The sequence below is a fragment of the Shewanella woodyi ATCC 51908 genome, from assembly GCF_000019525.1.
GTDB classification, from domain to species: domain Bacteria; phylum Pseudomonadota; class Gammaproteobacteria; order Enterobacterales; family Shewanellaceae; genus Shewanella; species Shewanella woodyi.
In genome coordinates this window covers 759306-783033 of the sequence record NC_010506.1, presented here as the reverse complement: position 1 = coordinate 783033, position 23728 = coordinate 759306, and the positions used below count along the sequence as shown (strand labels likewise).

The following is a 23728-nucleotide window of genomic DNA, read 5'->3' as shown; positions in this document are numbered from 1 at the left end:
TTTTTATTAAAAATTAGGGGGTCGGCTACTCAATACCGCAGCTAACCAGAAGACATCCAGGTCAAACAGACACAGCAAAAAATAGACTGGAAACATTGGAGGTCGGATATTATTGGTTTCACTTTTAACCAAGTAACAAGAATGAAAATCAATTGTTACAAGTTTAAGCAAACATCAATGCTATAAGCCAAAGATAGAGGGGGCAATTAGATAAAAGAGCTATCTTGAGAGCAAAAAAGAACTAGTACTATAAACTTTTGGGTAATGAAGAGGTGGAATAATCAGCTATCTTTGCAGACTTACCACTTAATACAAAAAGCATCACCAAAACAGTGAGAACTCACAGCTAATAAAGCGCAGCATCCTGCTGCGCGTACTAAATCCCCCCATAGACAGGGTGACGGTAACAAATATGGGTGCGACGGCAGACTAACGCTATGCACCCCATAGGTAAGCATCCAGCTTTAAAAATTAAGTTAAACAAAGCCTAAAAAATCACGAGTAAAAGCTTGTCACTTTTAACCCGTAACTCGTAGCTAAAGACTACTTTTCTTCACCTCTATAGATCCAGCGATACAGGGTCGGTAATACCAGCAAGGTCAAAGCGGTCGAACTAAATAGACCACCAATAATCACCACAGCAAGAGGCTGCTGGATCTCACTGCCCACACCGCTCGATACCAAGATAGGGATCAGACCTAAAGCTGAGGTCAAGGCCGTCATTAATACCGGACGCAAACGCCCTACCGTGCCTTCATACACACTGGTATAGAGACTTTCACCAGCGTTTGAGCCTAATTTATCTTTCAGCGCAGCCTGACGTCGCTGGTTAATCGAGTCCACTAACACCACGCCATTAAGCACAGCTACGCCAAATAGGGTGATAAAGCCGATTGAGCTCGGTACCGACAGATAAGTGCCACTGACAAACAGGGCGACCACACCACCAATTAATGCCAAAGGCACGTTCGCCATAATTAAGCCCACTTGCTTCACCGAGCCAAATGAGAAGAAGAGCAGTAGCGCAATAAGGCCAATAGAGACTGGCACCACTAACATCAACTTTTGTTGAGCACGCTGCTGATTCTCATATTGACCGCCCACCACAACCGTATAGCCTGGTGGCAGTTCTGCCTGTGGAATAATGGCGTAGATATCGTCAACCACAGAGCCCATATCTCGGCCCGATACGTTAGCCTGTACCACAACGCGGCGCTGAACATCGTCACGGCGAATATTCGGCGGCGCCATCTCAACTTCAACGCTGGCCACTTCACCCAAGCGCACCTTGGCACCACTGACACCACTTAAGATCAGATCCCTAAGGGCATCTGGTGCATTACGATACTCCTCGGCCAAACGCATATTAATATCGTATCTGGCATTGCCATCGATCACTTGTCCAGCGCTGGTACCACCAATACCTTGGCTGACTAGGCTCATCACCTCATCGACACTGATACCATAGCGTGCAAGCAGCTCACGTTTAGGGCGCACCACCAGCTGAGCTTCGCCACTCACCTGCTCCAAAGAGACATCCACAGCGCCAGGGATCCCAGCGACTAAAGCCGTGAGTCTTTCGCCACTTTCAGATAACACATCAAGATCGGGACCAAATAGCTTGATCGCCAGCTGCGCTTTTACCCCTGACAGCAATTCATCCACTCGAGTCGCAATCGGTTGAGAGAAGGTAAACAGCAGGCCTGGAAAGACGCTTAGCTCCTTCTCCATCAGTTTTTGCAGTTCAATACGATTTTCAGCAGAGCGCCACTCATCGACTGGTTTCAGACCGATGTAGATCTCGATATTGTTCACAGGCTCAGGATCGCCCCCTAATTCGGCGGCGCCGATACGACTCAATGCATATTCAACCTCTGGAAACTCCAGCAGCATCTTCTCAAGCTTAGGAGCAACATCCAGTGAAGTCCTAAGACTAGCGGTAGGAGCTAGAGTCACACGTAGATTAATCGTGCCCTCCTCCAGCTCAGGTACAAACTCGGTTCCTAAACGTGGCAAGAGCGCCATGCTCAGGCCAAACATCACCACGGCGGTGACGATCACCGTTTTAGGCTTTGCCATGGTTGCCGTTAACAGGCGGCGATAGCCAGCTTCAATCGGCTTAAGAACTGGGCTCTCTCTTAAGGTGATCCCACGTTTAAACAGGAAGACTGCAAGAGCCGGAACCGCAACCAGCGCCACCACAAGGGCTGACAGCATGGCTAGAATAATGCTCACCGCCATCGGCTGGAACAATTTACCCTCAACCCCCTCTAACGCAAACAGGGGCGCAAACACCACAATAATGATCGCCGTTGCAAAGAAGATAGGGCTACACACCTCTTTTGCCGCCAACATTACTCGCATGGCAATACCATCTTCAAAGCCTGCTTTTGAGCCATCTTCATCGGCATGGTGAGGGTCTAACTCTCCATCCGCTCTACGCTGAGCATCACTCAAATGCTGTCTATCAGGCTGAGTCAGATGTTTAAAGATATTCTCCACCATCACCACTGAGCCATCCACCAACATACCGATAGCCACCGCAAGTCCACCCAGTGACATCAAGTTGGCCGACATGCCGAAGTATGACATCACCATCAAGGCAAGACAGATAGAGACAGGAATAGAGAGCAGTACCAATAAGGTGGCACGGATATTCACCAGAAACAGTGCCAAAATGACCACGATAAACACAAATGCCATCAAGAGTGCATCGCGCACTGTAGTCACAGCTTGGGTCACCAGATCGGATTGATCGTAGAACACCTCAAAGGTCACGCCCTCAGGCAGAGCCTGCTCCACCATTGCCGTTCTGGCATTAATATCATCGATGGTCGCCTTAGTATTCGCGCCCATACGCTTTAAGATAACCCCGGCAACCACTTCACCTAAATCCTGCGCATTACCCGCTTCATCACGGCGTGTCATGGTAACGGCACCGACACGGATCTCACTGCCGTAGGCAACTGTTGCAATATCACTGACACGAATTGGCGTACCGGCAAACTCAGATAATGGGATCTGGGCTATCGCCTGCAAACCAGCTTCTCCAGCAGGCAGAAGACCATAGCCACGAACCACTAGCTGCTCCTGTCCTTGGTCCATAAACCAGCCACCAGCATTGCGGTTATTACTCTCAAGAGCTGTGGTTACCTGCTCCATAGAGAGGCCAAAACTGAGTAGCTTAGTAGGATCTATCTGCACTTGGTATTGACGAACATCACCACCAAAGGAGAGTACATCGGTCACCCCGCCTACTGGCATCATGATTAGCTTAACGAGGTAATCGTTAAGACTACGCAGCTCCGCTGCATCGATACCTGCATCTGGCGCAGCACGCAGGATATATTGATAGATCTGTCCTAACCCTGAGGTGTTTGGGCCAATTTCTGGCACACCGATCCCATCGGGGATCATCTCCCGCGCCGCCTGCAACTGCTCAAATACCTGTTGGCGAGCAAAATAGATATCCGTGCCTTCGGCGAACACAACGGTGACTAAAGACAAGCCAGTTCGCGACAGTGAGCGAACCTCTGTCACCGCAGGCAGGGCGTACATAGCCGACTCAACCGGATAACTAATGAGTTTTTCAACCTCCTCTGCAGCCAGACCTTCAGCTTCGGTATTCACTGTGACCTGAACATTGGTCACATCTGGAAAGGCATCCAGGTTTAATTTTGGCAACATGGCCACACTTGCGACCGCAATGGCGATCAAGCCAAGTGCCACCAGTAATCGGTTACGGATCGCAACCTCAATCAGTCTCTGTAACATGAGAGAACCTCTTTCTTTTCAAGAATATGTAGATGGTCTAAATCTAAGTAATGACTCAGGCTTGTGACTAGTGGTTATGAATATCGAAACCAGACTTAGCCAGCTCTGACGCTAAGAAAAAGGCGCCGGAAACCACAACCTGACTACCAACGGCTAATCCACGAACCAGATTCATGCCACGTTGGCTTTCAACCACGTCCACTTCGACAGCTTCAAAGCCATCTTCATCTTGAATAAATACCTGCCAATCTCCATCACCACCGCGAGTTAACGCGGCATCGGGCAACACAAAACCTGTTTCGATAGAATCAGGCAGGTAAAGCTCAGCAAACTGACCGGCATGGATCACATGGCCTGGATTTTCTAGGCTCACCAAGATCTGCTCGGTGCGAGTCACACTGTCTAACTCATGGGAGCGACCAATCACTTTCGCCTCTAAGCTTCTCTCACCCACACGCACCAAAGCCACGCTGCCGATGCTCACCTTTTCAGACTGAGCAGGCGTCACTTGCGCCTCAACCCAAAGATGAGACTCATCGGTTAGCTGCATCAGCGCTGTTCCCGCAGGCACTATCTGCCCTAATTTTGCTAAATCTTGCTGAACACGGCCATTGATCGGCGCTAACAGTTGATAGCTACCTATGTTGCTCGGATTCGACTCCAGCTGAGCTATCTGCTTTGAGGTCATCTTCATCGCCTCTAAAATCGCGCGTTTTAACTCAGCATCGACTTGAGCTTGAAGGCGGCGACTCGCACTCACTGCACTCTTACTCATACGGCTAACTCGGCTCCACTCAGCAGCGGCATTAATGTAATCAGCCTGAGCCTGTGCAACAGCAACGCCACCTAGTGTCAGCAGTGCTTGTCCTTGAGTAACCTCTTGTCCAGGAACCACATGACGCTGCTCGACTCTGACATCCAGTTGCGGTGCTAAGGTCATGGTTTTATCACGGTCGACCACTAAGGTTGCGGTGGCAACGGCTTCTAAACTAAAAGTGGCAACGGCTAACTTCTCAACCTGAATATTGGCCAGCGCTAACTGCTCATCACTGAGCACTAAAGCGTGAGACTCCTCTTCAGCCTCACCAGCTCCGTGGCCATGACCGTCATCGGCCACAACTTTTGACTCTCCATCGTGATCATGGCTCTCCTCATTTTGATGAGCAATCTGCTCCACATGGGGCTCGCCTGAGCCACTCTCAATGGATGCATGCTCATGACCATCGCCAGCCAGTGCCGTGGTAGGAATAGAGATAGCTGCCGCTAAAGTGATAAATAATCCAAAACGCTTTGCACTAAACATGGCTTTCGCGATCGCCTTAGTAATGGCGTTAACTTCAATAATCTTTAAATCTGTATTGTGTTTCATAATGATAAATTCCAATCTAATGAGAAAGCGTACTGGTGTTGGCAGTCGCACTTGAATCCGCTGGCAGCTGAGCGCTAAGGAAGCTATCTAGCTGACCACTGGCGCCCATCCACTCGAGCCAACTCGAGTAAAGTGCCGTCTCCAGTGACAAGCCCGCGAGGAAACTGCTCGACAGTTGCCGCTGACTCTGCAGGTAGTCACTGGTGTTGATATCACCCGCTTTCCACTGCTGTCCCAGCGCTGAAGCTGCTTCCTGACCCGAATGAAACACGAGCTCGCGCCACTCCTGATAGCGCTCCGTGAGCCTTGGCAGACTTAGATTGAATTTTTTCTGTTGCTGAGTAAGCACGCGTTCACGTGCTAGATAACTCTGCTCGGCAACAGCGATCTCCTGACCTGCAACGGCCAAGGTATCGCTGTAGTTATTACGGATCTGCAGTGGAATTGATAAGCCCACCCCTAGCTTATTCTCCTCACCTTCACGCTCAGCACTCAAGCTGATGGTTGGGTCGGCGGAGGTATCCGCTTTCACCTGCTGGGCAGCCACTTTAGCCAGTAACACCTGTTGATACGCACTCTTCAGCGCAGGCAGTTGTGGGCTAACCTGTTTAGAAACAAGGGAGGTTGTCAACGCACCTAAGAAGCCGTTAAAAGGCAGTTCGCTACTGCCTAATAACATCAACACATCCGCATCAGCCGTGATTGAGGCCTGCTCAGCAACCGCATAATCTGCCGCCTTACTGGCAACATCAAGCTGGATAAGCTGCAGCTCAACCGCAGACAGATCGCCCAGCTCCATCTGCTGCACCGCTATCTTTAACTGAGTCTTCGCCGATACCAACTGCTGCTTTTGAAACGCTAACGCCTTACTCGCCTGTGACTGCTCGACCAGTGCAAGTAACGTATTTGCCAACATCTGGCTCCGCTCTAGAGCAATATCTGATAGCAGAATTTCAGCTTGCAGTTGGGCTTTGCGAGTTGCGGCGCCACGCTTATCTCCCCAATCTATGGTCTGACTTATATCAAGAGAGTAAGTGTCTTCTGAGGCATTTTGATAACCTAGACCAAGTTCTGGGTTGTACACAGCTTGATCGGCTGCCTTGATCATAAGGCTGGCCTGCTTACGCTTGGCTTCTTGAGCTCGAACTTCAGGCAGGGCATTAAAATCTTGCATTAGCTCAGGGAGCCAAACGCTAAAGTCTGCCATAGCTTCACTTTGAGCTATTGGGGTTTGAGAGTTTTGCGTTATAGATGCAGCAGTTGTGCGCTCTACAGCTAAATTTGAGTCTGCTGTTTCCGCCTGCACATGCAGTGCACCACCCGCCATATAGGCAAGCAGTAAACTGGCAATGATAGTTTTTTTCATCGTATTTCCTTTCCCCAAAAGTCATAGATGAGTTAACACCAAGGCTAAACACTCAGGTTTTAGCAAGGCTTAGGCTCAAGACTAAATGGGGGTAAAAAAGTGAGGTACAGTCGGACACCCAAATAAACTAGGTCTAGGCTGTTCCATTATGCTTTTTAGAAGCTAAAAAATTAGCTGAGGTTATACGATTGGAGGGCGGTAATTTAACGTGGCTTCTGGTGGCAGGTATTGTTCTACACTGGCCACAAGTTCATCCCCTTTGGGAATAGAGGGCACCATAGTAGTAATAGACATGGCAGTCACGTGACCACCGTGGCATTGGCAATCTAAACAGAGATCGAAGGTCTGAGTTTCGGTTTTACTGATCAGATGATTGTGTTTAGCGCCTGGAAGATCTAAAGATTGACTAATATTGGCGTCGCTACTCGGTGAAAGTGGAACATCGGTTTCAACATTGCAGGTACAATCGATACACTGGGCTAAGCTGGTGATCTGGGCGGTAAACTCCAGATGCGGATGGTTTACGCTCTCCTCTTTATGATCCCCAAGATGCAACTGATGCGCGCCTAAGTTTGCCCCTGCAAATTGCAGTAGCACAACAGCGACCATCATAATGGCGATCTTGTGAGTGAATTGACGAAAAGAGTGCTTCAAAAAATACCTTTAAAAATAGCGTTTTGGGAACTTACTTTTATTCAGACTGACATTGTATTCAAAAGTTCCACGGTAACAAGCGTTTCTACCTACTACCGTGAGTCAACTATCTAAAATCGAGATCTCTGTGCACTTTGTCAAAAGATCTCTGACACTGTAAACAATATTTACTTAAATACGCAGTGCTTAGCGTAATCAGTAGCTTCGTTCGTTGACCAATCACCCTTATCTTTTTCGCTCATCTGCTTACACCACTTCTCGCTGCCCACCTCAGGTGCACAACCACTTAGGCTGATAACAAACACACTCGCCATCAAGATAGAGAAAGTAGCAGAAACAGTTTTAGTTAACTTAGTAGATAAAGACATGATATTTCCTTAAGTATTGGTGTTATTCGCATTTCCTTAGCGAATAACTTTTCTTATAAATGAACGACTAGCCACGAGGGCATGATGTGATCCAGCGCCGCTTTAGTAAACAAATAGAATAAACTATCTAAGCTAGATAAAATAGACCATTCTACTTCTCTAAGCGTTCAGTCATCCAAGCAATCGCTTCAACTTTCGCCTCAAGCGGGTACCAAGCCACCTCACTTTGCATAAAAGGCCCCATCAAACGTACAGCGTTACCAAACCAATCAGGGCCACCAACAAGCACTAAGGCATCGAAATTATCTAAACGCACTTCACCACTGCCAGTCAGTGAATTTGCATCCCATCCCTCAAGTAATACATCGGCTTCGACATAGAGAAAAACCTTCCCCGCCTCACCACGACTCTGTTCAATCAAGGGTTTAAGTTTCTCTTGATAGTCTGAACTCGACAAACGCCCACTGGCAAAAAGGCTTATCACACCTTCTGCAATATCTGGGATTTTACACAACATAGAAAATACTCCGAACAGATCAGTCTAATTGAGGGCAGCATAGCAAAAATAGTAAACATGAATAAATCCATTTTAGTTTTGGTAAGATAGCCTCCCCCGAAGCTAAAGTAGTTTGCCATGATTAAAATTTCAAATAGTGTCTCCCTTCAAGAAAATGAGATTGAATGGCAATTTATCCGCTCAAGTGGCGCTGGCGGTCAGCACCTAAATAAGGTCTCCACCGCCGCCCAGATTATCTTCGACATCAACGCCTCCTCCCTGCCAGAGTTTTATAAACAGGCACTGTTAAAAAAAGCCGACCACCGCATCACCAAGAGCGGTAAAATCATCATCAAGTGCCAAGCCAGCCGCAGCCAAGACTTTAATCGCCAAACCGCTTTGGAGCAGTTTATTGAACTGGTCGCCAGTGTGGCCATAGTACAGAAAAGACGGGTAGCGACCAAACCTACCAAGGGCAGCCAACGCAGGCGAGTCGATGCTAAAAAGCAGAAAGGGGCCACCAAGGCGCTGCGTCAAAACAAAGACTTTTGACATTTGTCTAATCACAGCTGTTCTACTTGCCCGATAGCAAGTTTCAAGTATCTTTTTGGTTGGGTTCATTGGGTTGGCTTGATGTTTGATAGTATCTAGGAAACCATAGCTTCAATCTTGTTTATTGCTTACAGCAGGTGCCGTGCATGGATGCACCAATGTCGCAGTGGCAGGTCAATGATGTTCCCTACATAATCATGACATTTCCCATATCCCTATGGGTCAGATGCCAAAGAGCGACCTGATGTGCAGATACTTCTGAGGGACACTGTAAAACACTTCCTAACCCGCCAATTAAAGCCTATATATTTCAACAGTATAAACCGAGTTCACACTTGGATTCACACCAACGATTTGAGTTAATTAGCTACTAAGTCTTAGTTAAAAAACCTAAGAAGGTAACCCTTCTTGATGACGATGGAAGTTATTGTGATAAGCGTCAGAATAGGAGCCATAGCCTCTGCTATCTGTTTTGCAAAGTTGCTTTACCTTTAAATATAGTTATCATGGTAACTATATTTAAAGGTAAAGGAGAACATAATGAATGAGCACACGTTTATTTTTGCAAAGATAACACCAAAACCAAAATATTTTGAAGTATCTAAAGAAGCTATTATGAACATCATATCCCAGACTCGAAATGAACCTGGGTGTCTAGAGTTCACTCTCCATGAAGATGGATCTGGTAATTTGTGTTTATACGAAGAATGGATTGATGACAATGCTTTGAAACTTCACCATGAAATGGATTATACAAAAGCTGTTTTTGAAGCTTACACTGACTGGTTAGCAATCCCCCCTGAAATTTCTAAACTTATTAAGCAAGCCTAAAGGTAAAATATGTTTTTTTTAAAGGAACTTCCAACCGAAGTAATGCTTGATAAATACACAAGTGATTTAACAAATGGTGAGAAAAACTCAATAATTGAAGCTCTCAGAATAATGAGACAAGCAAGCCTCCTAATAAGGAGTATAGAAACCTATTTTTCTGTTCATGATCTTTCACAATTAAGGTTTTTAATACTCATTGTTATTGATCGAGAGCCCAATAGAAGCAGCCTCTATCCACACGAAATAGCATCACGTTTAGACGTGTCACGGCCAGTACTAACGAGAACGTTAAAAAGTTTAATTGAGGATGGCTTACTGACTTCGAGTAATGATGAAACCGATAAAAGAGCAAAAAAAATTACACTGACAAAAAAAGGGGTTACCTGCTTATCTAAGGTGATTCCTGGGTATTTCAATGAAATAAATAAATTAATGGAATAAATATGAGGATAAAAATATTTAGAATAGCTTTAACTTGGGTGTGTGTTTATCCTATTGTGACATTACTAATATTTACAATCACAAGCTTAGACTTTCAATTACCTCTGTGGCAGCAAACCTTTGCAATAACGATAATTTTAGTTCCTGTCATGGTTTTAATCATTACGCCTAAAATAAGTGTAATGATAAATCGAGTAGCACATAAGTAGACTAAAAGGTTATTAGAAATTAAGCTCGCAAATAAGTTTTTAGTGAAACCTGAGACAATACCCGACTAAAAATGTTTTGCAGCCTTTCTGAACCTCAACTTCCCCCGTCACTTTTCACTTTTGAGATATTCTACAGCCTCAACGCCCCTGTTAAGGCGCAAAATATTGTTGGCTAAACTTGAGCGAAGCGAAAATAGCCAACTGTATTTTGTCGCACTTTAACGGCTTGTTAGTTTTTTAACACAACTCCATTGATTCCATTAGTTCATTTTCAGTGATTATTCGGACACCTAAAGATTTAGCTTTTTCTAATTTAGATGGGCCAACTCTTAAACCAGTTACCAACAACGTTGTTTTTTTAGAAATAGAAGATCGTATGTTAGCTCCCAAATCTTCGAGTTCCTCGGCTAATTCATCTCTACTTTCGTAGTTTTCAAATTTTCCAGTTAAAACAATATTTTGATCTTCCCATTCAATAACAGGATTTTCTAGCCAGCTCCACTCATGATCATCATATTCATCAAATGACTCATCATCCTCAGATGACATAAAATGAAAATCATATTCTCCACAGTCTCCTATGAATACAGCGGCTTCGACTGCTGACACATTTAGCTCTTCAATCAGAAAAGCTAAAAAATCCTCTACTGTTAATGATCCAACAGCCCAGAATTTTAAATTGAATACCCCGTCTAGCTCAGAGCTACTCAACTCAACATCTAAATGATGTTCAACTTCACAATACTCGCTGGCATTAGAAAGGCTTTGGAAGTTTTTACTTTGAACTGCGTTTATAAAAGCGAGTAAAGATTCTTTCGCATCAGAATCACTTGGTTTGACATATATATTAAACTTATTATCTGACATAAAATTCCCTTTTCTTAAAAAACTAACAGCTTATTGATTAGCAGCAGCGATAACATTGTTATCAGTGCTGCATTATTAAATATTATCGATACGTCTCGATAATCTTCTAGTTGCTAGAATAACCTATTGTTTTAAAAGATAACATCAAAGTAAGTAGAACATTATCAATACACAGTCATTTGAAAAGGAATTTTGTAAATATTCAATGTAGATAAGGCTGAGAGCTTCTGTTTCAGGATAAGGTATCGCGAAATGATACTCTTCGAAATGGAGACTGGGTCGTTTTCTGGCCCAGCCCTTTACTGCAGAAAATGTAATCAGCGTTCATTCAAACGCCATCGACCTCGGGGAAAGGCAAAAAACCACAGACTTAAACCTCCAGCTTTACCTCCGTGAAGCGCAGCTCTCTGTGGTGAGAATGTCTTCGTGCTTTTAAAAGAAAGAATGGATCCCGGAACAAGCCTGAGATGACGGCAATGGCACATGCTCAATTTTGCTTTTGCTGCAAGCGAAGCGTTCCTGTAGCCGCAGGCTATTCCATGAGCAACGCGTTCTGTAGACGTTTGTCTCCATCTTTACCTCCGTGAACTCCGTGTAGCGCAGCGCTCTGTGGTGAGAATATCTTTGTTTTTTACAAGAAAGAATGGATCTCGGAACAAGCCCGGGATGACGGCAATAGCACATGCTCAGTTTTGCTTTTGTTGTAAGCGAAGTGTTCCTGTAGCCACAGGCTATTCCGTGAGCAACGGGTTCTGTAGACGTTTGTCTCCATCTTTACCTCCGTGAACTCCGTGTAGCGCAGCGCTCTGTGGTGAGAATCTATTTTTTAAAAGAAAGAATGGATCCCGGAACAAGCCCGGGATGACGGCAATAGCACATGCTCAACTTTTCTAGTCGCGAAGTGAGTTTTGAACGCTCTCGCAGGCACGAAGTGCCATTATAGCAGGGCGAAGCTCCTGCTATTTTCGTCGAAAAAGCAGTCAAATGTCGACATCTTCGTCAACTTCTGGTGAAATCAGACTATTATTCTTATCAGTACATAAATGTACGATTCATCTGTATTCTCAAAGGATTTTGATATGAGCGCCAAAGCTAAGATTCTACTGGTCAATGGTCCCAATTTGAACCTGTTAGGGCGTCGTGAGCCCGGCCATTATGGTCATCACACTTTAGATAGTATCGTACAAAATATGAAAAATACGGCAAACAGTGCCGATGTTGAACTTGAGCATATTCAATCCAATGCCGAGCATGAACTTATTGATGCGATTCACAGCACAGATGCCAATTTTATCATCATCAATCCTGCTGCATTTACTCACACTAGCGTCGCCATTAGAGACGCCATTTTAGGAGTCGCGATCCCCTTTATTGAGGTTCACCTATCCAATGTTCATGCCCGCGAACCTTTCCGTCACCACTCCTATTTTTCAGATAAAGCCGTCGGTGTTATCTGTGGTTTAGGCGCCGATGGCTATCAGTTTGCCCTCAAGTCAGCCATTAATCGTTTGCAGGGCCCATCGGCTTAGCTCATAGCTCATAACTCATAGCCCGTCAGCATTTTCATCTGTGATAAATCGGAACCATTATGGACATTAGAAAAATTAAGAAGTTGATCGAGTTAGTACAGGAGTCAGGGATCGCCGAACTTGAGGTCACCGAGGGGGAGGAGTCGGTCAGGATCTGTCAGCATAGAGATCAAACAAGCGCTTCTCAAACCACTCAGCAGATCCACACCCTCGCCAACTCACCTCAAGTCGATAACAGCCAAGATGATGCTAGTGACGTTGATCAGGTCACCGACTTCGATGAAAAAAATACAGTGATCTCGCCTATGGTCGGTACCTTTTACCTCTCTCCGGCACCAGAGGCTGAACCATTGTGTAAAGTAGGCCAAAGGGTTGAGCAGGGCGACCCTATTTGCATTATCGAAGCGATGAAGATGATGAACCAGATAGAGGCCTTACGCTCCGGCATCGTCAGTAAAATCTTAGTTGAGAGTGGTGATGGCGTGGAGTTCGATCAAGCCTTAATCATTATTGAGGATGAATAGAGCCGTTTCGAGTTTCGAAAAGCTAACCACCTTTCATTAATAGATAACAAAGAAGATAAAACCGATGAAGCCAGAGCCTCTGAAACGTGTATTGATTGCCAACCGTGGTGAGATAGCCCTAAGAGTTCAGCGCGCCTGCTCGCAATTAGGGATTGAAACCGTTGCAGTGCACTCCACCGCCGACAGAGACCAGCTTCATCTAAGACATGCAAGTAACACCATCTGTATTGGTAAGCCTGCCCCTATTGATAGTTACCTCAATATACCGGCGATAATCTCCGCAGCCGCTCAAGCCAAGGCCGATGCTATCCATCCTGGCTATGGTTTTTTATCTGAAAATGCAGATTTTGCCGAGCAGGTTCAGCGCAGTGGCTTCACCTTTATCGGCCCCAATGCCGATGTGATACGAAAAATGGGGGACAAGGTCTCTGCTATTAGCGCAATGAAAAAAGTGGGCGTGCCGACAGTACCGGGCTCTGATGGCGTATTGACTCAAGATAATAAGCTTAATCAACAGATTGCTGAGAAAATAGGCTACCCGATTATCGTCAAGGCAACCGCTGGCGGCGGTGGAAAAGGGATGCGAGTCGTCCACCATAGCGATGAACTTATTCAGGCGATTGAGCTTACTCAGGCTGAGGCTAAGGCTGCCTTTGCTAATGGCGATCTCTATATGGAGAAGTATCTTCAACATCCACGTCATATCGAGATACAGGTCCTCTCAGATGGCCAAGGCAACGCCATACATCTAGGTGAGCGAGACTGCTCTATGCAGCGTCGACATCAAAAAGTCTTGGAAGAGGCGCCAGCATTAGAGATAGATAGCGCCACACGCAGCAAAATAGGTAAGCTCTGCGCCAATGCGTGTATCGAGATAGGCTATCGCGGTGCAGGTACTTTCGAGTTTCTCTTCGAGGCTGGTGAGTTCTATTTTATCGAGATGAATACCCGCATTCAGGTCGAGCACCCCATCACTGAAATGATAACTGGCATCGATCTTATTCACGCCCAACTTGAGATAGCATCGGGCAGAGCGCTCACTATTAAACAGCAAGATATTCAACTTAACGGCCATAGCATAGAGTGCCGCATTAATGCTGAAGACCCCCACACCTTCACTCCTTCTCCCGGAACAATCACAGGCTTTCACGCCCCTGGCGGCATCGGCGTACGTTGGGACTCCCACCTCTACTCAGGTTACACGGTCCCTCCTTATTATGACTCCATGATAGGCAAGCTTATTACTTGGGGCACTACACGAGATCAAGCTATCGCCCGTATGCAAACTGCATTGGATGAGTTAACTATCGAAGGGATTTCGACAAACCAAGCTCTGCTCCAACAGATCCTAAAAGACAGAGGCTTTAGAGAGGGCGGACAGTCGATACACTACTTAGAAAAGCAGGTGCTCGAGAAGAAATAGAGCGGGCTTCGCCCTGCTAGGGCAGCACTACATGCCTGCTAAGATGTTCGCAAGCTCACTGCTAGATAGCTTCGCTGTAATATTGCCAACCATTGAAAATGGTGAGCCCTCTTTAAAGGTAACCCCTCTGCCAAAGCGAGGTTACCTTATTGATATTAATACCTAGCTTTAAAATGATTGGTTATGATTAATTGAGCCTCTACTATTTTGCATCGGAGACTGCCATATAAAGTCACTATACTCTTGTCCATGACCACTTAACTGAAGTGAATACCCTGACTGAGTAGAGTTTGTCTCCATAACACCAATATCTGTTGACTCCATCCCCTCTGCACTGCCATTTTGTGCCACTAAAGTCCCCTCATAGCTAAGAAACTGTACAACTTCGCCTTGAGGATTAATCAGTGCGAGTCCGTCAGCTGAGCCATTTTGTATTCCCTTAATGTTAAAGTTGATACTACCAAAGCCATTTTGCTGATCAGGTACAGTACCTGACAATTCGACTGTTTTGTAAAGTGAGCTGTTATTGCCATTGTATGCTTCGATTCGCCAGTTAAGTAAGTTTGTTGCTGCTGGAGCAAGGATTTCAACCGACTCATTAACGTCACCTCCACGATTGTCATAGTGGATCTCATTTATCCATGCATTAGTAGAAGCTGGCGGGGGAGTCCCACCACCATTACCTGAACAGATCTCCTCAAATACACAAGCAATATATTCAGGGTGATCGATAAATGGATTCCTATTTCCTTGGTAAGTAAATACAACTTCATTGTGCCTTAATTCATAATCATCAACTGGATCTTCCCTACTCCAATCTATCAGTTCAGCCCTTAACCCCATATAAGCTACAGCGATATTTGAGCCAGTGTTCGATGCTCCTATTAAACTCCGATCGTCAGTTAAGATTAAGTCTGGCTCCATGTGGCCAGTTACTGCATGGCTTCCCCCTTCATATCTAATGGCCATATACATCAATGCACGTGCCACATCTCCCTTTCTCCCCTCCCATGTTTCCCAACTTCCCGACTCGAATGAACCTACGGTCCAGTTTGACTCTGTTGCCGAACCACCACGCCCATCATTTAAAAGCGTTACTTTTTCATTGCAGCTTGTGCAATCAGCATAGGGCTTATTACTTCGACTAGAGTTATAGCTGCCATTAGCTATAAATAGATGGTGCATATCTGTATATGGGTAATTACTCGAAACATTATTTGGAAACCCGTAAGACTTAGGCCAAGAGTGTTCACGGTTATAATTTGAATTACCACCACCAACTTTTCTGTAACTAGCATTTTTATAAACATCTATTACATTGTTGGAATTATTAGGATCTTCATCGGCTTGTTCCAATACATCCCAAGTATCTGTTGATGAAGAGGTATAGGGGATTTTTGTATGTCCCTTAATTATTTGATGCAGAGAGTTACGTAAACTCTCAGGTGTGGATTCATCCACTGATTGATAATAATTAGCAGGTATTTCTGCACTTGCAGGTATAGTAATAAATGCAGCAATAAATATCGCACCAATACGATTAACCTTATGTTTAAGTTGGTAAAACATAATAACCTCTAGACATTTCCCTATATACAAAGAGATAGATTCTCTTCACCAAAGCCAAGAACGACAATTACAATCAACCACGCAACAAGCCAAACCATAGACAGATAAGCTACGGTAAACAAAATATAGCGTTGATTGCACCATCAACAACTTGAAGTAGGGTTAACTTATCTATATCCAGAAAAATATCAATAAAACTATTGGGGGAGATTTAAGGGGTGAATTAAAGACACTGCTAGATGGTGTAGTAATGATTTAAACATGAAGATTATGAATAACTGACTATTTATTGATTATAATATCGAAGATAAAACAGAGGGCGTTCTCAATAAAAAACAATCCACCATCCAAATAAATATTTATAAATATTAGATAAAACAATCTGGGTTTAAAAAGTATTGGCACCTGACTACATACTCAGAACAGGTTCAACTTGTTACTATTATACTTTGATCCATGAATATTTAATTAAATAATAGCTTCCACTTGGAATATAGATTAAACACTATTTTCATTCCTTCGTATGACTTATACAAACAAGAATCTACATCTATTTTGCAAATTAAAAAGCCTGTTTTCACAAAATAAGACTGCAAGATGGATATGGCAGAAATGAGTTCACTCACAAGTTGAAGTATAACTATCAAGCTCTATCAAACCATGGAGTATAAAGCCGTGGTAGCGAGCTTTAACTAGTTGATAGTCCAGAGCGGGGGCAAAGTAGTAAGTAACATCTTCGGCGCCAGTTTGCTCAACGGGTATTAAGCTTAACTCTCCCCAAGGCGCAATATTTTCACTCTGCAGCTCTTGCACATAGAGTTGGTAAGGCTCTATCGCATCTGAAGCTTGCCTAATTAGAGCGAACTGCTTTCGTCCTTGCAGCAGATATTCACGAATTTGAATCGCTAAGGTATCTACATCTCTAATCGGGATGGTTTTGGAACTATAGGTATCTATTTCACCGTCAATATCGACGCGAGATTCAAGTCCAGCTTCTTTAAAGCTCGCACGCATATCCCGAGATCGAAACCCTGTCACCTTTTGATGAAAGTTATCAGTAAGCCATTCATGGGTGCTATCTGACCAAGAGAGTTCTGCTCGCTGCTGATATTGAGTGCCGATCCCTAGAATACTGGCCTTACTCTCAGAGCTCACTACTGCCGTTTTCCCCTGCCAAGTTTCAGTTCTGCTCATGGTGCCAGTGTGAATACCACTGAGGTAGATAGCATAGTGTGATATGCGATTACAGCTTGCCAATGGCAAATCTAACGGCTTTGCCAGTTCATCACTGGCAAAAGCTCTATTGCTGACCCCTACCAAAGCTGAGGTCAATATTAAAATTGACATCAGTGGAGTGGTGGCTCCAATAGCATGACGCATAATCAAAAAACTTCGTTCACATTCAGGTAGAAGTTGGTCTCATTTTCACCCACGCCCACATCAAGACGCAGATTGATATTATCTTTAATCTTAAAGCGGAAGCCGGTTCCGTAGGAGGTTAATAGCTCATCGGTCAGATCACCTATCTTAGGTGCGACGCTTCCAGCTGCGCCCCAGAAAACCATGCCGTAACGCTGGAATATAGGTAAGCGATACTCAACTTGCCCCATCATCATCTGCTCGTCACGGTAGCGCCCCTTAATATAACCACGCATGGCGTTAGAGCCACCTAAGTCAGGTAGCATGTTCCAAGGCACATCGCCATCGGTAAAATGCCCCTGTAGCTGCCATGCAATTAATCCAGGTGCTGAGCTCAAAATGGAGGTAGAACTTAAATCGATGTAATTGGCCAACTCAAGATCATAGGTCGAAAACGAAGCGTATTCACTGTTTTGATATAAGCCCGCGTCGATTTGAAATAACCAACCTTTGGTGGCATTTAAACGATAATCTCGCGAGTCATAAATACTGGTCACCACCACGCCTGAGCTGACGTTATCAGGCAAAATAGTACTGGAATCAACAGGTACCTCTGTTTCAGCTAACTGAAACTTGTCTGCGCTGGCGTAGACAAAATTGGCACCCACACCGACAAAGTAGTTATCGGCAACTTCAGTCATCCAACGAGGTTTAAAGCTGTATAGCTGCTCCTCAAACTCATGGTGGTTACTGTCTAAGTGACCTTGTTCTATCCCTTGGCCATAATAAACAGATGCTTCATTGTGAAGCTCTAGTTCCAATAATAACCTTTGCTTACCGCCGTTAAAAAAGGTCATATTTTCAACTTCAACGCCGTAGGAGTTGTTCATCGAAACAAATGAATTCAGCACCAAAGATGAGGGCTGCTCCTGTGCCGAAGCACCGTCGGTTTTATATAGGCCAACCATCAAAAGGCCAACCCCAAACTTCTTCTCCGGCGTGTAATAAGCTGTTGGAAGATAGCTCATATCAATGGCTTTGCTCTCATCAAACTCACCATCTGCACCAAAGACAGACAAAATATCGTCCACCCAAGTTGGCTCCATATCTTTTGGGGTTTCAAACAGAGGTTCTACGGCAATCGCCGCATTAGAAAAAGCAAACAGGGTTAACAGTAAAATCCGTTTCATAAAGACTCTAATCAATGATGGGGAATTAAGGGAGACACTAAGCGGCCTATCTGACGGTCATATGACTCGCCGAGCGCATTTTAACACGAGATTAATCCTGAACAATTAATTTGTGTTTAGATTGGAAACTCTCAACCACTTGCTCCACTCTTACTGAATCTAAAGACAGGAGATAGCTCCCCTGTCTTATTGCGATCACTTACACAGGTGGCTCATACAGATATCATTGAGGAAAACAGCTACCTTATGACAGCTTCTAATCTCAGCCCATCAGGATCGGCAATATCATCACCAGGGATCCAAGGGGCTAAACATTGAGTATTATCTGCATCGGCAATACAGCTGTCGGTTAAAGTGTGCAGAAATGAGATTAGTTGATCGAACTCTTCATCGCTAAGCGCCCTATCTTGCAACACTCCCTCAGTGCCTGCATTGCGCTCGGCATTAAGCTTATTCAGCGCGGCTAAGGTATTGCTCATCATATTTTGAGTTTGCACGCCCTGCTGCTCAATATTCGCATCAGCGTCATAGTTATTGATGGCATCATTAACATCAAGGTGGTGCCTGACTACGGCTTCCAAGGAATGATAACTCCCCGCATGACCATAGGGGCCCATTTGGGTTATATTTAATAAACTTGGGGTTCGAAAGGCAAACTTATCACGTTCAAGTTGAGTTACCTTAAAACGGCCAAAATCATTGCTCCCACTCTCTCCATCCCCTTTACCACGGCCAACTTGCACCATGGCGATATTGTGATACTCCTCGTCGGTGAAAAAATCTCCTTTATGGCAACTCGCACAATTTGCTCCCCCCTGCTCTTGTGGTTTAAAAAATATCAGGGCTCCCTTTTTACTATTAAGAGAGATGGCATCATCATCTCCCTGAACAAATGACTTCCAGGGGCTATTAACAAATACTTGAGAACGCTCAAATTCACCAATGGCTGTAAATATATTAGTTTGGGTAATAAGGCTTTCGGCGGTTCCATCGGGATCTTGTAACCCTAACTGAAATGCAGCTAACCACTCATTCGTCACTAGCTCGCCTGTCTCTCCGCGCAAACGCTCAACGAGATATTGGCGGATCTCTTGATTATCATACTCTTGAAAATGATGGCCCTTCATCTCTTCACTCGAGGTCACAGGGAACATGGCTTGCATCACGGTTAGATTGGCCGCACTCTCATCAGGCGTGGCTCGGTCTGGAGAGTCCGGTGACACCATATTGGTGCCTTCACCGTTCATATTTTCAGTGCCCTCTATACTCTCGAGTCGACCATCATGAAATATCGCCCTATCCCACAGGGCAATATTAAAGGTTGTAGGCGCATTTCTTGGCACCGTTGGGCCACCGTCATAATCATGTCCCGCTGAACTATGTTCGCGACCTGGGCCAAGTAACAGAGGGTCGGCAGCTTCGACACCAATTGAAAGCGCTAAATTATCACCACCTCCGAGTTTTGGGTGATGGCAGCTAACACAGGCGGTATCCATATCACCACTCAATGCCTGACTGTAAAAGAGTTGCATCCCCAACACTGCAAGAGGACTACTTGCTTCGGGCACACTCCTATTCAAACTGGGATCACCACTGAGTGACGCAAGCCTAATCTCCCCTCTTAGCTCCTTAGTCACAACCTCTTGTTCTAGTGCTGTTTCATCTTGACTGTCGCTATCTGAACAAGCGCTCAATAATAAGCTTGTACTTAGTACAAGCAGTAAACTTTTTGATCTCATAGTATCCCTACTGTGTTGCATTCCTTGAACTGTTAAGCTTAGTGAACAACTGAATATTCGCTATTACGCACTCTTTTTCATCGGCTCTTGGTTTAAATATTTGGCCACATCAACTTCATTAATCTGTTTAACATCAAGAAACTTATGGGCATAGTCTAGGTAGATCCCACTTGAGAGAAACAGTCTAAAAATATCCATATCTAAGTGTTCATCCAATGCCATCTTATGCAAGATATCGATGGCAACACTAAGAGGCTTAGCCTTTTTGTAGGGCCTATCGGCGGCGGTCAAGGCCTCAAAGATATCGGCAACGACTAAGATACGCTCAGGTATTGAGAGATCATCTGCGCTTAGCTTTCGTGGGTAGCCCGTCCCTTTTAAGGTTTCATGATGGGTCGAGGCATAACGAGGCACACGAGCAAGCTCTGGTGGGAATGGAAGGTTTTCCAACATCTTAATGGTGCTGGTCACATGCTCATTAATCTTAAATCTATCTTCTGCGGTCAAAGTGCCTCTGGAGATAGAGAGGTTATAAAGCTCACCTAAGTTATATTGATGCTCTGGAATAGCCATTTTGATACCAAACTTAGGGTCAAACTCCACTTTATTAACTCGCTTGATAATATGTTCAGCTCTGTCACTTAATAGCGACTCAGTCACTGGGTAACTTATTTCGCCCTCTTGGGTACTAAGATTAAGCTCTTCAACAGGCGAGAGACCGAGTCTGTCGTCGAAATGTCGCTCCCAAGTGATATTAGCAAGCTGAGCAAGACGATCTTTTGCCTCTTGGCCCATAAACTCTCCGCCAACATTGGCGTTAGCGATAAATTCAAAGTCCTCAATTAACTGCTCTCGTTTATGAGCAAGCTCGGCAAGAAGAAGCTCGTTCGGGCCATTTTCACAAGAGCTCACCTCAGAAGATACTCGCTTAAGGTATTCTATCTCTGCGTCGCGCCACAGCACCTCAAAGCGCATCCTGACCTCATGAATACGGTTATAAACCGCCTCAAGCTTAGTTCCCTTATCGACAATATACTCAGGCGTTGTGATCTTGCCACAGTCGTGTAACCAAGCCGCAATTCTGAACTCTCTGTGCTCATCTTCTGAATTAAACTTAAAATCCTTAAAGGGTGCCAGCTCAGATATCTGTGCAGCTTCCACTAACATCAAACCAAGCTCAGGTACACGGTTACAGTGCCCTGCTGTATAGGGAGATTTATCATCAATAGCTTGGGCTATTAATTTGATAAATGACTCCATTAAGGCCTTCTGGTTATCCTCATGCTGTTTAATCGAGACAGACATATCCATCATGGAGGTTGCTAACTCATCCAGCTCTGAGATATTGGAGTCGACATTGCGCACTTCATCATACTGACGATTTTTTATCTTCTCATTTTCAATAGCTAGTAGCTTAATGGGGCGAATGATAGGGGATGAAAATAACCAAGAGACAGGCAGAATCAACAACAAACAGATACTGGTGAAAAAAATAGACTGCAGCACTTTTTCGATGCTTGCCGCTAATAGCTGCTGTTTAGGCACAACTATCGCTAAATACTCTTTCTCTCCAGAAGAGCGACCACCAATGGGTGTCACGTAGATAAACTCTTCAACCCCATTAAGCTCACGTTGAATTAATCTTTTCTGCTCATTTGGCGAAGCTGCTAACTCAATCAGTGCCTCAAAAGGAACGGTTCCCTGTGTCGACAAGGTCTTCTTATCTCCCTCTCCAAACCATTTAGCCCTTAACGCCAGAGTTTGCTCAGGTGTAATGTTAGCAAGAGCCAAATTAATCACCTCCATCACAGCTTGCTCTTGAGCCGGCATCACAATATGTAGGCCGGTATCGACCTCTACAGGAGAGAAGTCCAGCTGTTCATGGTACTGAATAGCTTCAACAAAAAACTGATTCGCCGTGTAGTGCAATATGATGCTGCTATCTAGCGCAGCAAACACCTCTCCCTCCTCAACCGCGTGCAGTATTGCATAGGTCGAAGCCATCTCAATAATCTCTATCTGGGGATAGTTTTTTCTAATAACCTCTATAATCGACCAGCCAACGGGTATCGCCAACTGTTTACCATTTAGCTGCTCAATGTGAGTAATTGGCGCGATACCTGGCAGAGTGACAAGTGCAAAAGGCAGCTCAAGAAAAGGGGCACTAAACTCACCAAGTAAACGAGTCTCATCGGTTTTTAGCACTGAGTGCAACATATCTAGCTCATGGGCTTTATAGTTTTGCGTTAACTCGCTCCAACTAAAGCCATTGATATAGCGTAGACGAAGCCCAGTCATCTCTGAGATCAGATTAAGCAGATCGATACTGTACCCTTGCGGCATACCAGAGATGGCAAAATCGATGGGGGCCCAATCGGTTTCATTGGAGACTAAAAGAGGTTGAGTTGCTGCAACTAGATCTCTTTGTTTACTGCTCAGTTTTAGCTCTCTGGACTCTGGGATCTCAACGCCACGTTTCTGTATCTGGTTTGATGCAATCAGTTCGCCGCTCTCTTTATAGAGGTAGATCTTCTCATGGATACCGGCTTCCCTCTCGTCCTCCCCCTGCATAACCAGAAAATCAGACAGAGTCGACAATGCGATATCTAAGGCGAGCACAGCACCAGATTCTGCCAACTTTATGGAATAGGTTTGACCCGGTGATTGCAGATGCTGGAATAGATAGGGCTCTGTTTTCGAGACTGATTCAGTATTAGCACCAACAAACCAAGGCCTGACACTCGCATCGTATTCACTGTGCTCGCTGTGGGTCACACGCAAGTTAAACTGTTCATCGAGATAGGATTGATCTCGTTGGCGCAGCTCCCCTTCCCCACTTATTGTAATGATCACCCAACGATCTAAATGAGATGCATTGAGCTGGGACCTGATTATTGGATGGGCATCTAGGTTAATTAACTCATAAAAATCGCCATTGGGCATGCCGATGTAGATGGCATAAAACAAAGAGTTAGTTCGCATCACTTCAGCAAAAGCTTGCTGCGCTTCGGGGTTAAAAGCCCCATCAGTCACAAGATCATCAAAGTTTGAGAGTAACTGTGTTGTATTCGTGGCTCGATTGTCGACTTGGGTGAGATAACTACTGGTGTTTTTAGCCGTGAGATTATAGAGCTTAACGGCGGATTCTGTGGCCATAGTATTACTAAAGTAATACTGCAAACCTATGGCGATGGAAGCTGTCACAATAGTGGCTAAAATAAAGATCCCCACCACAGTGAAACGAATGGTAAAACGTTTATTGCTGACCTTAGTCTCGACGCCCATAGTATCCCTGCTCTATGATTCAATCCCTGAAAGCTGCATATTATAACAGTTACATAACAAGTTAACAGGGAGTGAGAGGGGTAATCTCCAATAAAATCATAACAATACAGTAATTACAAACAATCAAACACAATGCACTAACCTAGAGCTCTATAGCGAGATCATCATCTAAGTAAAGACCAA

General features: G+C 44.8%; 19 protein-coding genes. 7 read left to right on the top strand and 12 right to left on the bottom strand.

All coding sequences use genetic code 11. From position 1 onward, the window contains the following. Positions 1-543: 543 nt before the first annotated feature. The 6 genes from SWOO_RS02875 to SWOO_RS02850 form a co-directional block, all read right to left on the bottom strand. Entirely contained in the window at positions 544-3774 is a 3231-nt protein-coding gene (locus tag SWOO_RS02875; RefSeq protein ID WP_012323200.1) for an efflux RND transporter permease subunit, read from the bottom strand. A gap of 67 nt (positions 3775-3841) precedes the next feature. Further along, a complete protein-coding gene (locus SWOO_RS02870) occupies positions 3842-5143 on the bottom strand; it encodes an efflux RND transporter periplasmic adaptor subunit (protein ID WP_012323199.1) in 1302 nt (433 codons plus the stop codon). Positions 5144-5159: 16 nt separating this feature from the next. Beyond that, on the bottom strand, positions 5160-6509 hold the full coding sequence (locus SWOO_RS02865; protein WP_012323198.1) for a TolC family protein: 1350 nt from the start codon (positions 6507-6509) through the stop codon (positions 5160-5162). Positions 6510-6689: 180 nt separating this feature from the next. Next, positions 6690-7118, bottom strand: a complete 429-nt coding sequence (locus SWOO_RS02860) for a hypothetical protein (protein WP_407636069.1) — start codon at positions 7116-7118, stop codon at positions 6690-6692. A 212-nt stretch (positions 7119-7330) separates the two neighbouring features. Next, entirely contained in the window at positions 7331-7477 is a 147-nt protein-coding gene (locus SWOO_RS02855; protein ID WP_041417911.1) for a DUF3012 domain-containing protein, read from the bottom strand. Between the two features lie 205 nt (positions 7478-7682). Then, positions 7683-8048: a SpoIIAA family protein gene (locus tag SWOO_RS02850; protein WP_012323195.1), complete on the bottom strand. Its 366-nt coding sequence runs from the start codon at positions 8046-8048 to the stop codon at positions 7683-7685. 117 nt (positions 8049-8165) lie between these two features. On the opposite strand from SWOO_RS02850, the gene arfB reads away from it, so the two are divergent. From arfB to SWOO_RS02835, 3 genes are all read left to right on the top strand, one after another. Then, positions 8166-8579 (top strand): alternative ribosome rescue aminoacyl-tRNA hydrolase ArfB, encoded by a 414-nt coding sequence (arfB, locus tag SWOO_RS02845; protein ID WP_012323194.1) that lies wholly within the window; start codon positions 8166-8168, stop codon positions 8577-8579. 540 nt (positions 8580-9119) lie between these two features. Further along, the gene (locus SWOO_RS02840) at positions 9120-9410 is read left to right on the top strand and encodes a putative quinol monooxygenase (RefSeq protein WP_012323193.1); all 291 of its coding nucleotides are present in this window, start codon (positions 9120-9122) and stop codon (positions 9408-9410) included. Between the two features lie 9 nt (positions 9411-9419). Further along, positions 9420-9851 carry a MarR family winged helix-turn-helix transcriptional regulator gene (locus SWOO_RS02835; protein WP_012323192.1) on the top strand — a complete coding sequence of 144 codons (432 nt, stop codon included), beginning with the start codon at positions 9420-9422 and terminating at the stop codon, positions 9849-9851. A 446-nt stretch (positions 9852-10297) separates the two neighbouring features. Here SWOO_RS02835 and SWOO_RS02825 read toward each other — a convergent pair whose 3' ends face one another. Continuing rightward, entirely contained in the window at positions 10298-10927 is a 630-nt protein-coding gene (locus tag SWOO_RS02825; RefSeq protein ID WP_012323191.1) for a BRCT domain-containing protein, read from the bottom strand. Positions 10928-12006: 1079 nt separating this feature from the next. On the opposite strand from SWOO_RS02825, the gene aroQ reads away from it, so the two are divergent. The 4 genes from aroQ to SWOO_RS26355 all read left to right on the top strand — a co-directional run bounded on the left by aroQ (position 12007) and on the right by SWOO_RS26355 (position 14569). Beyond that, complete coding sequence (aroQ, locus tag SWOO_RS02820; RefSeq protein ID WP_012323190.1) at positions 12007-12456, top strand: type II 3-dehydroquinate dehydratase; 450 nt, start codon at positions 12007-12009, stop codon at positions 12454-12456. A 59-nt stretch (positions 12457-12515) separates the two neighbouring features. Next, positions 12516-12980, top strand: a complete 465-nt coding sequence (gene accB / locus SWOO_RS02815) for an acetyl-CoA carboxylase biotin carboxyl carrier protein (protein WP_012323189.1) — start codon at positions 12516-12518, stop codon at positions 12978-12980. Positions 12981-13044: 64 nt separating this feature from the next. Then, positions 13045-14403, top strand: a complete 1359-nt coding sequence (gene accC / locus SWOO_RS02810; protein ID WP_012323188.1) for an acetyl-CoA carboxylase biotin carboxylase subunit — start codon at positions 13045-13047, stop codon at positions 14401-14403. 31 nt (positions 14404-14434) lie between these two features. Beyond that, on the top strand, positions 14435-14569 hold the full coding sequence (locus SWOO_RS26355) for a hypothetical protein (RefSeq protein WP_267864807.1): 135 nt from the start codon (positions 14435-14437) through the stop codon (positions 14567-14569). A 2-nt stretch (positions 14570-14571) separates the two neighbouring features. Here the strand turns inward: SWOO_RS26355 and SWOO_RS02805 are convergent, their stop codons facing one another. The 5 genes from SWOO_RS02805 to SWOO_RS02785 all read right to left on the bottom strand — a co-directional run bounded on the left by SWOO_RS02805 (position 14572) and on the right by SWOO_RS02785 (position 23545). Beyond that, complete coding sequence (locus tag SWOO_RS02805; protein ID WP_012323187.1) at positions 14572-15972, bottom strand: endonuclease; 1401 nt, start codon at positions 15970-15972, stop codon at positions 14572-14574. A gap of 618 nt (positions 15973-16590) precedes the next feature. Continuing rightward, entirely contained in the window at positions 16591-17319 is a 729-nt protein-coding gene (locus SWOO_RS02800) for a hypothetical protein (RefSeq protein WP_407636066.1), read from the bottom strand. A 35-nt stretch (positions 17320-17354) separates the two neighbouring features. Further along, complete coding sequence (locus SWOO_RS02795) at positions 17355-18521, bottom strand: BamA/TamA family outer membrane protein (RefSeq protein WP_012323185.1); 1167 nt, start codon at positions 18519-18521, stop codon at positions 17355-17357. 239 nt (positions 18522-18760) lie between these two features. Beyond that, positions 18761-20260, bottom strand: a complete 1500-nt coding sequence (locus SWOO_RS02790) for a cytochrome-c peroxidase (protein ID WP_012323184.1) — start codon at positions 20258-20260, stop codon at positions 18761-18763. Positions 20261-20323: 63 nt separating this feature from the next. Further along, entirely contained in the window at positions 20324-23545 is a 3222-nt protein-coding gene (locus tag SWOO_RS02785; RefSeq protein ID WP_012323183.1) for an HD domain-containing phosphohydrolase, read from the bottom strand. Between the last annotated feature and the right edge of the window lie 183 nt (positions 23546-23728).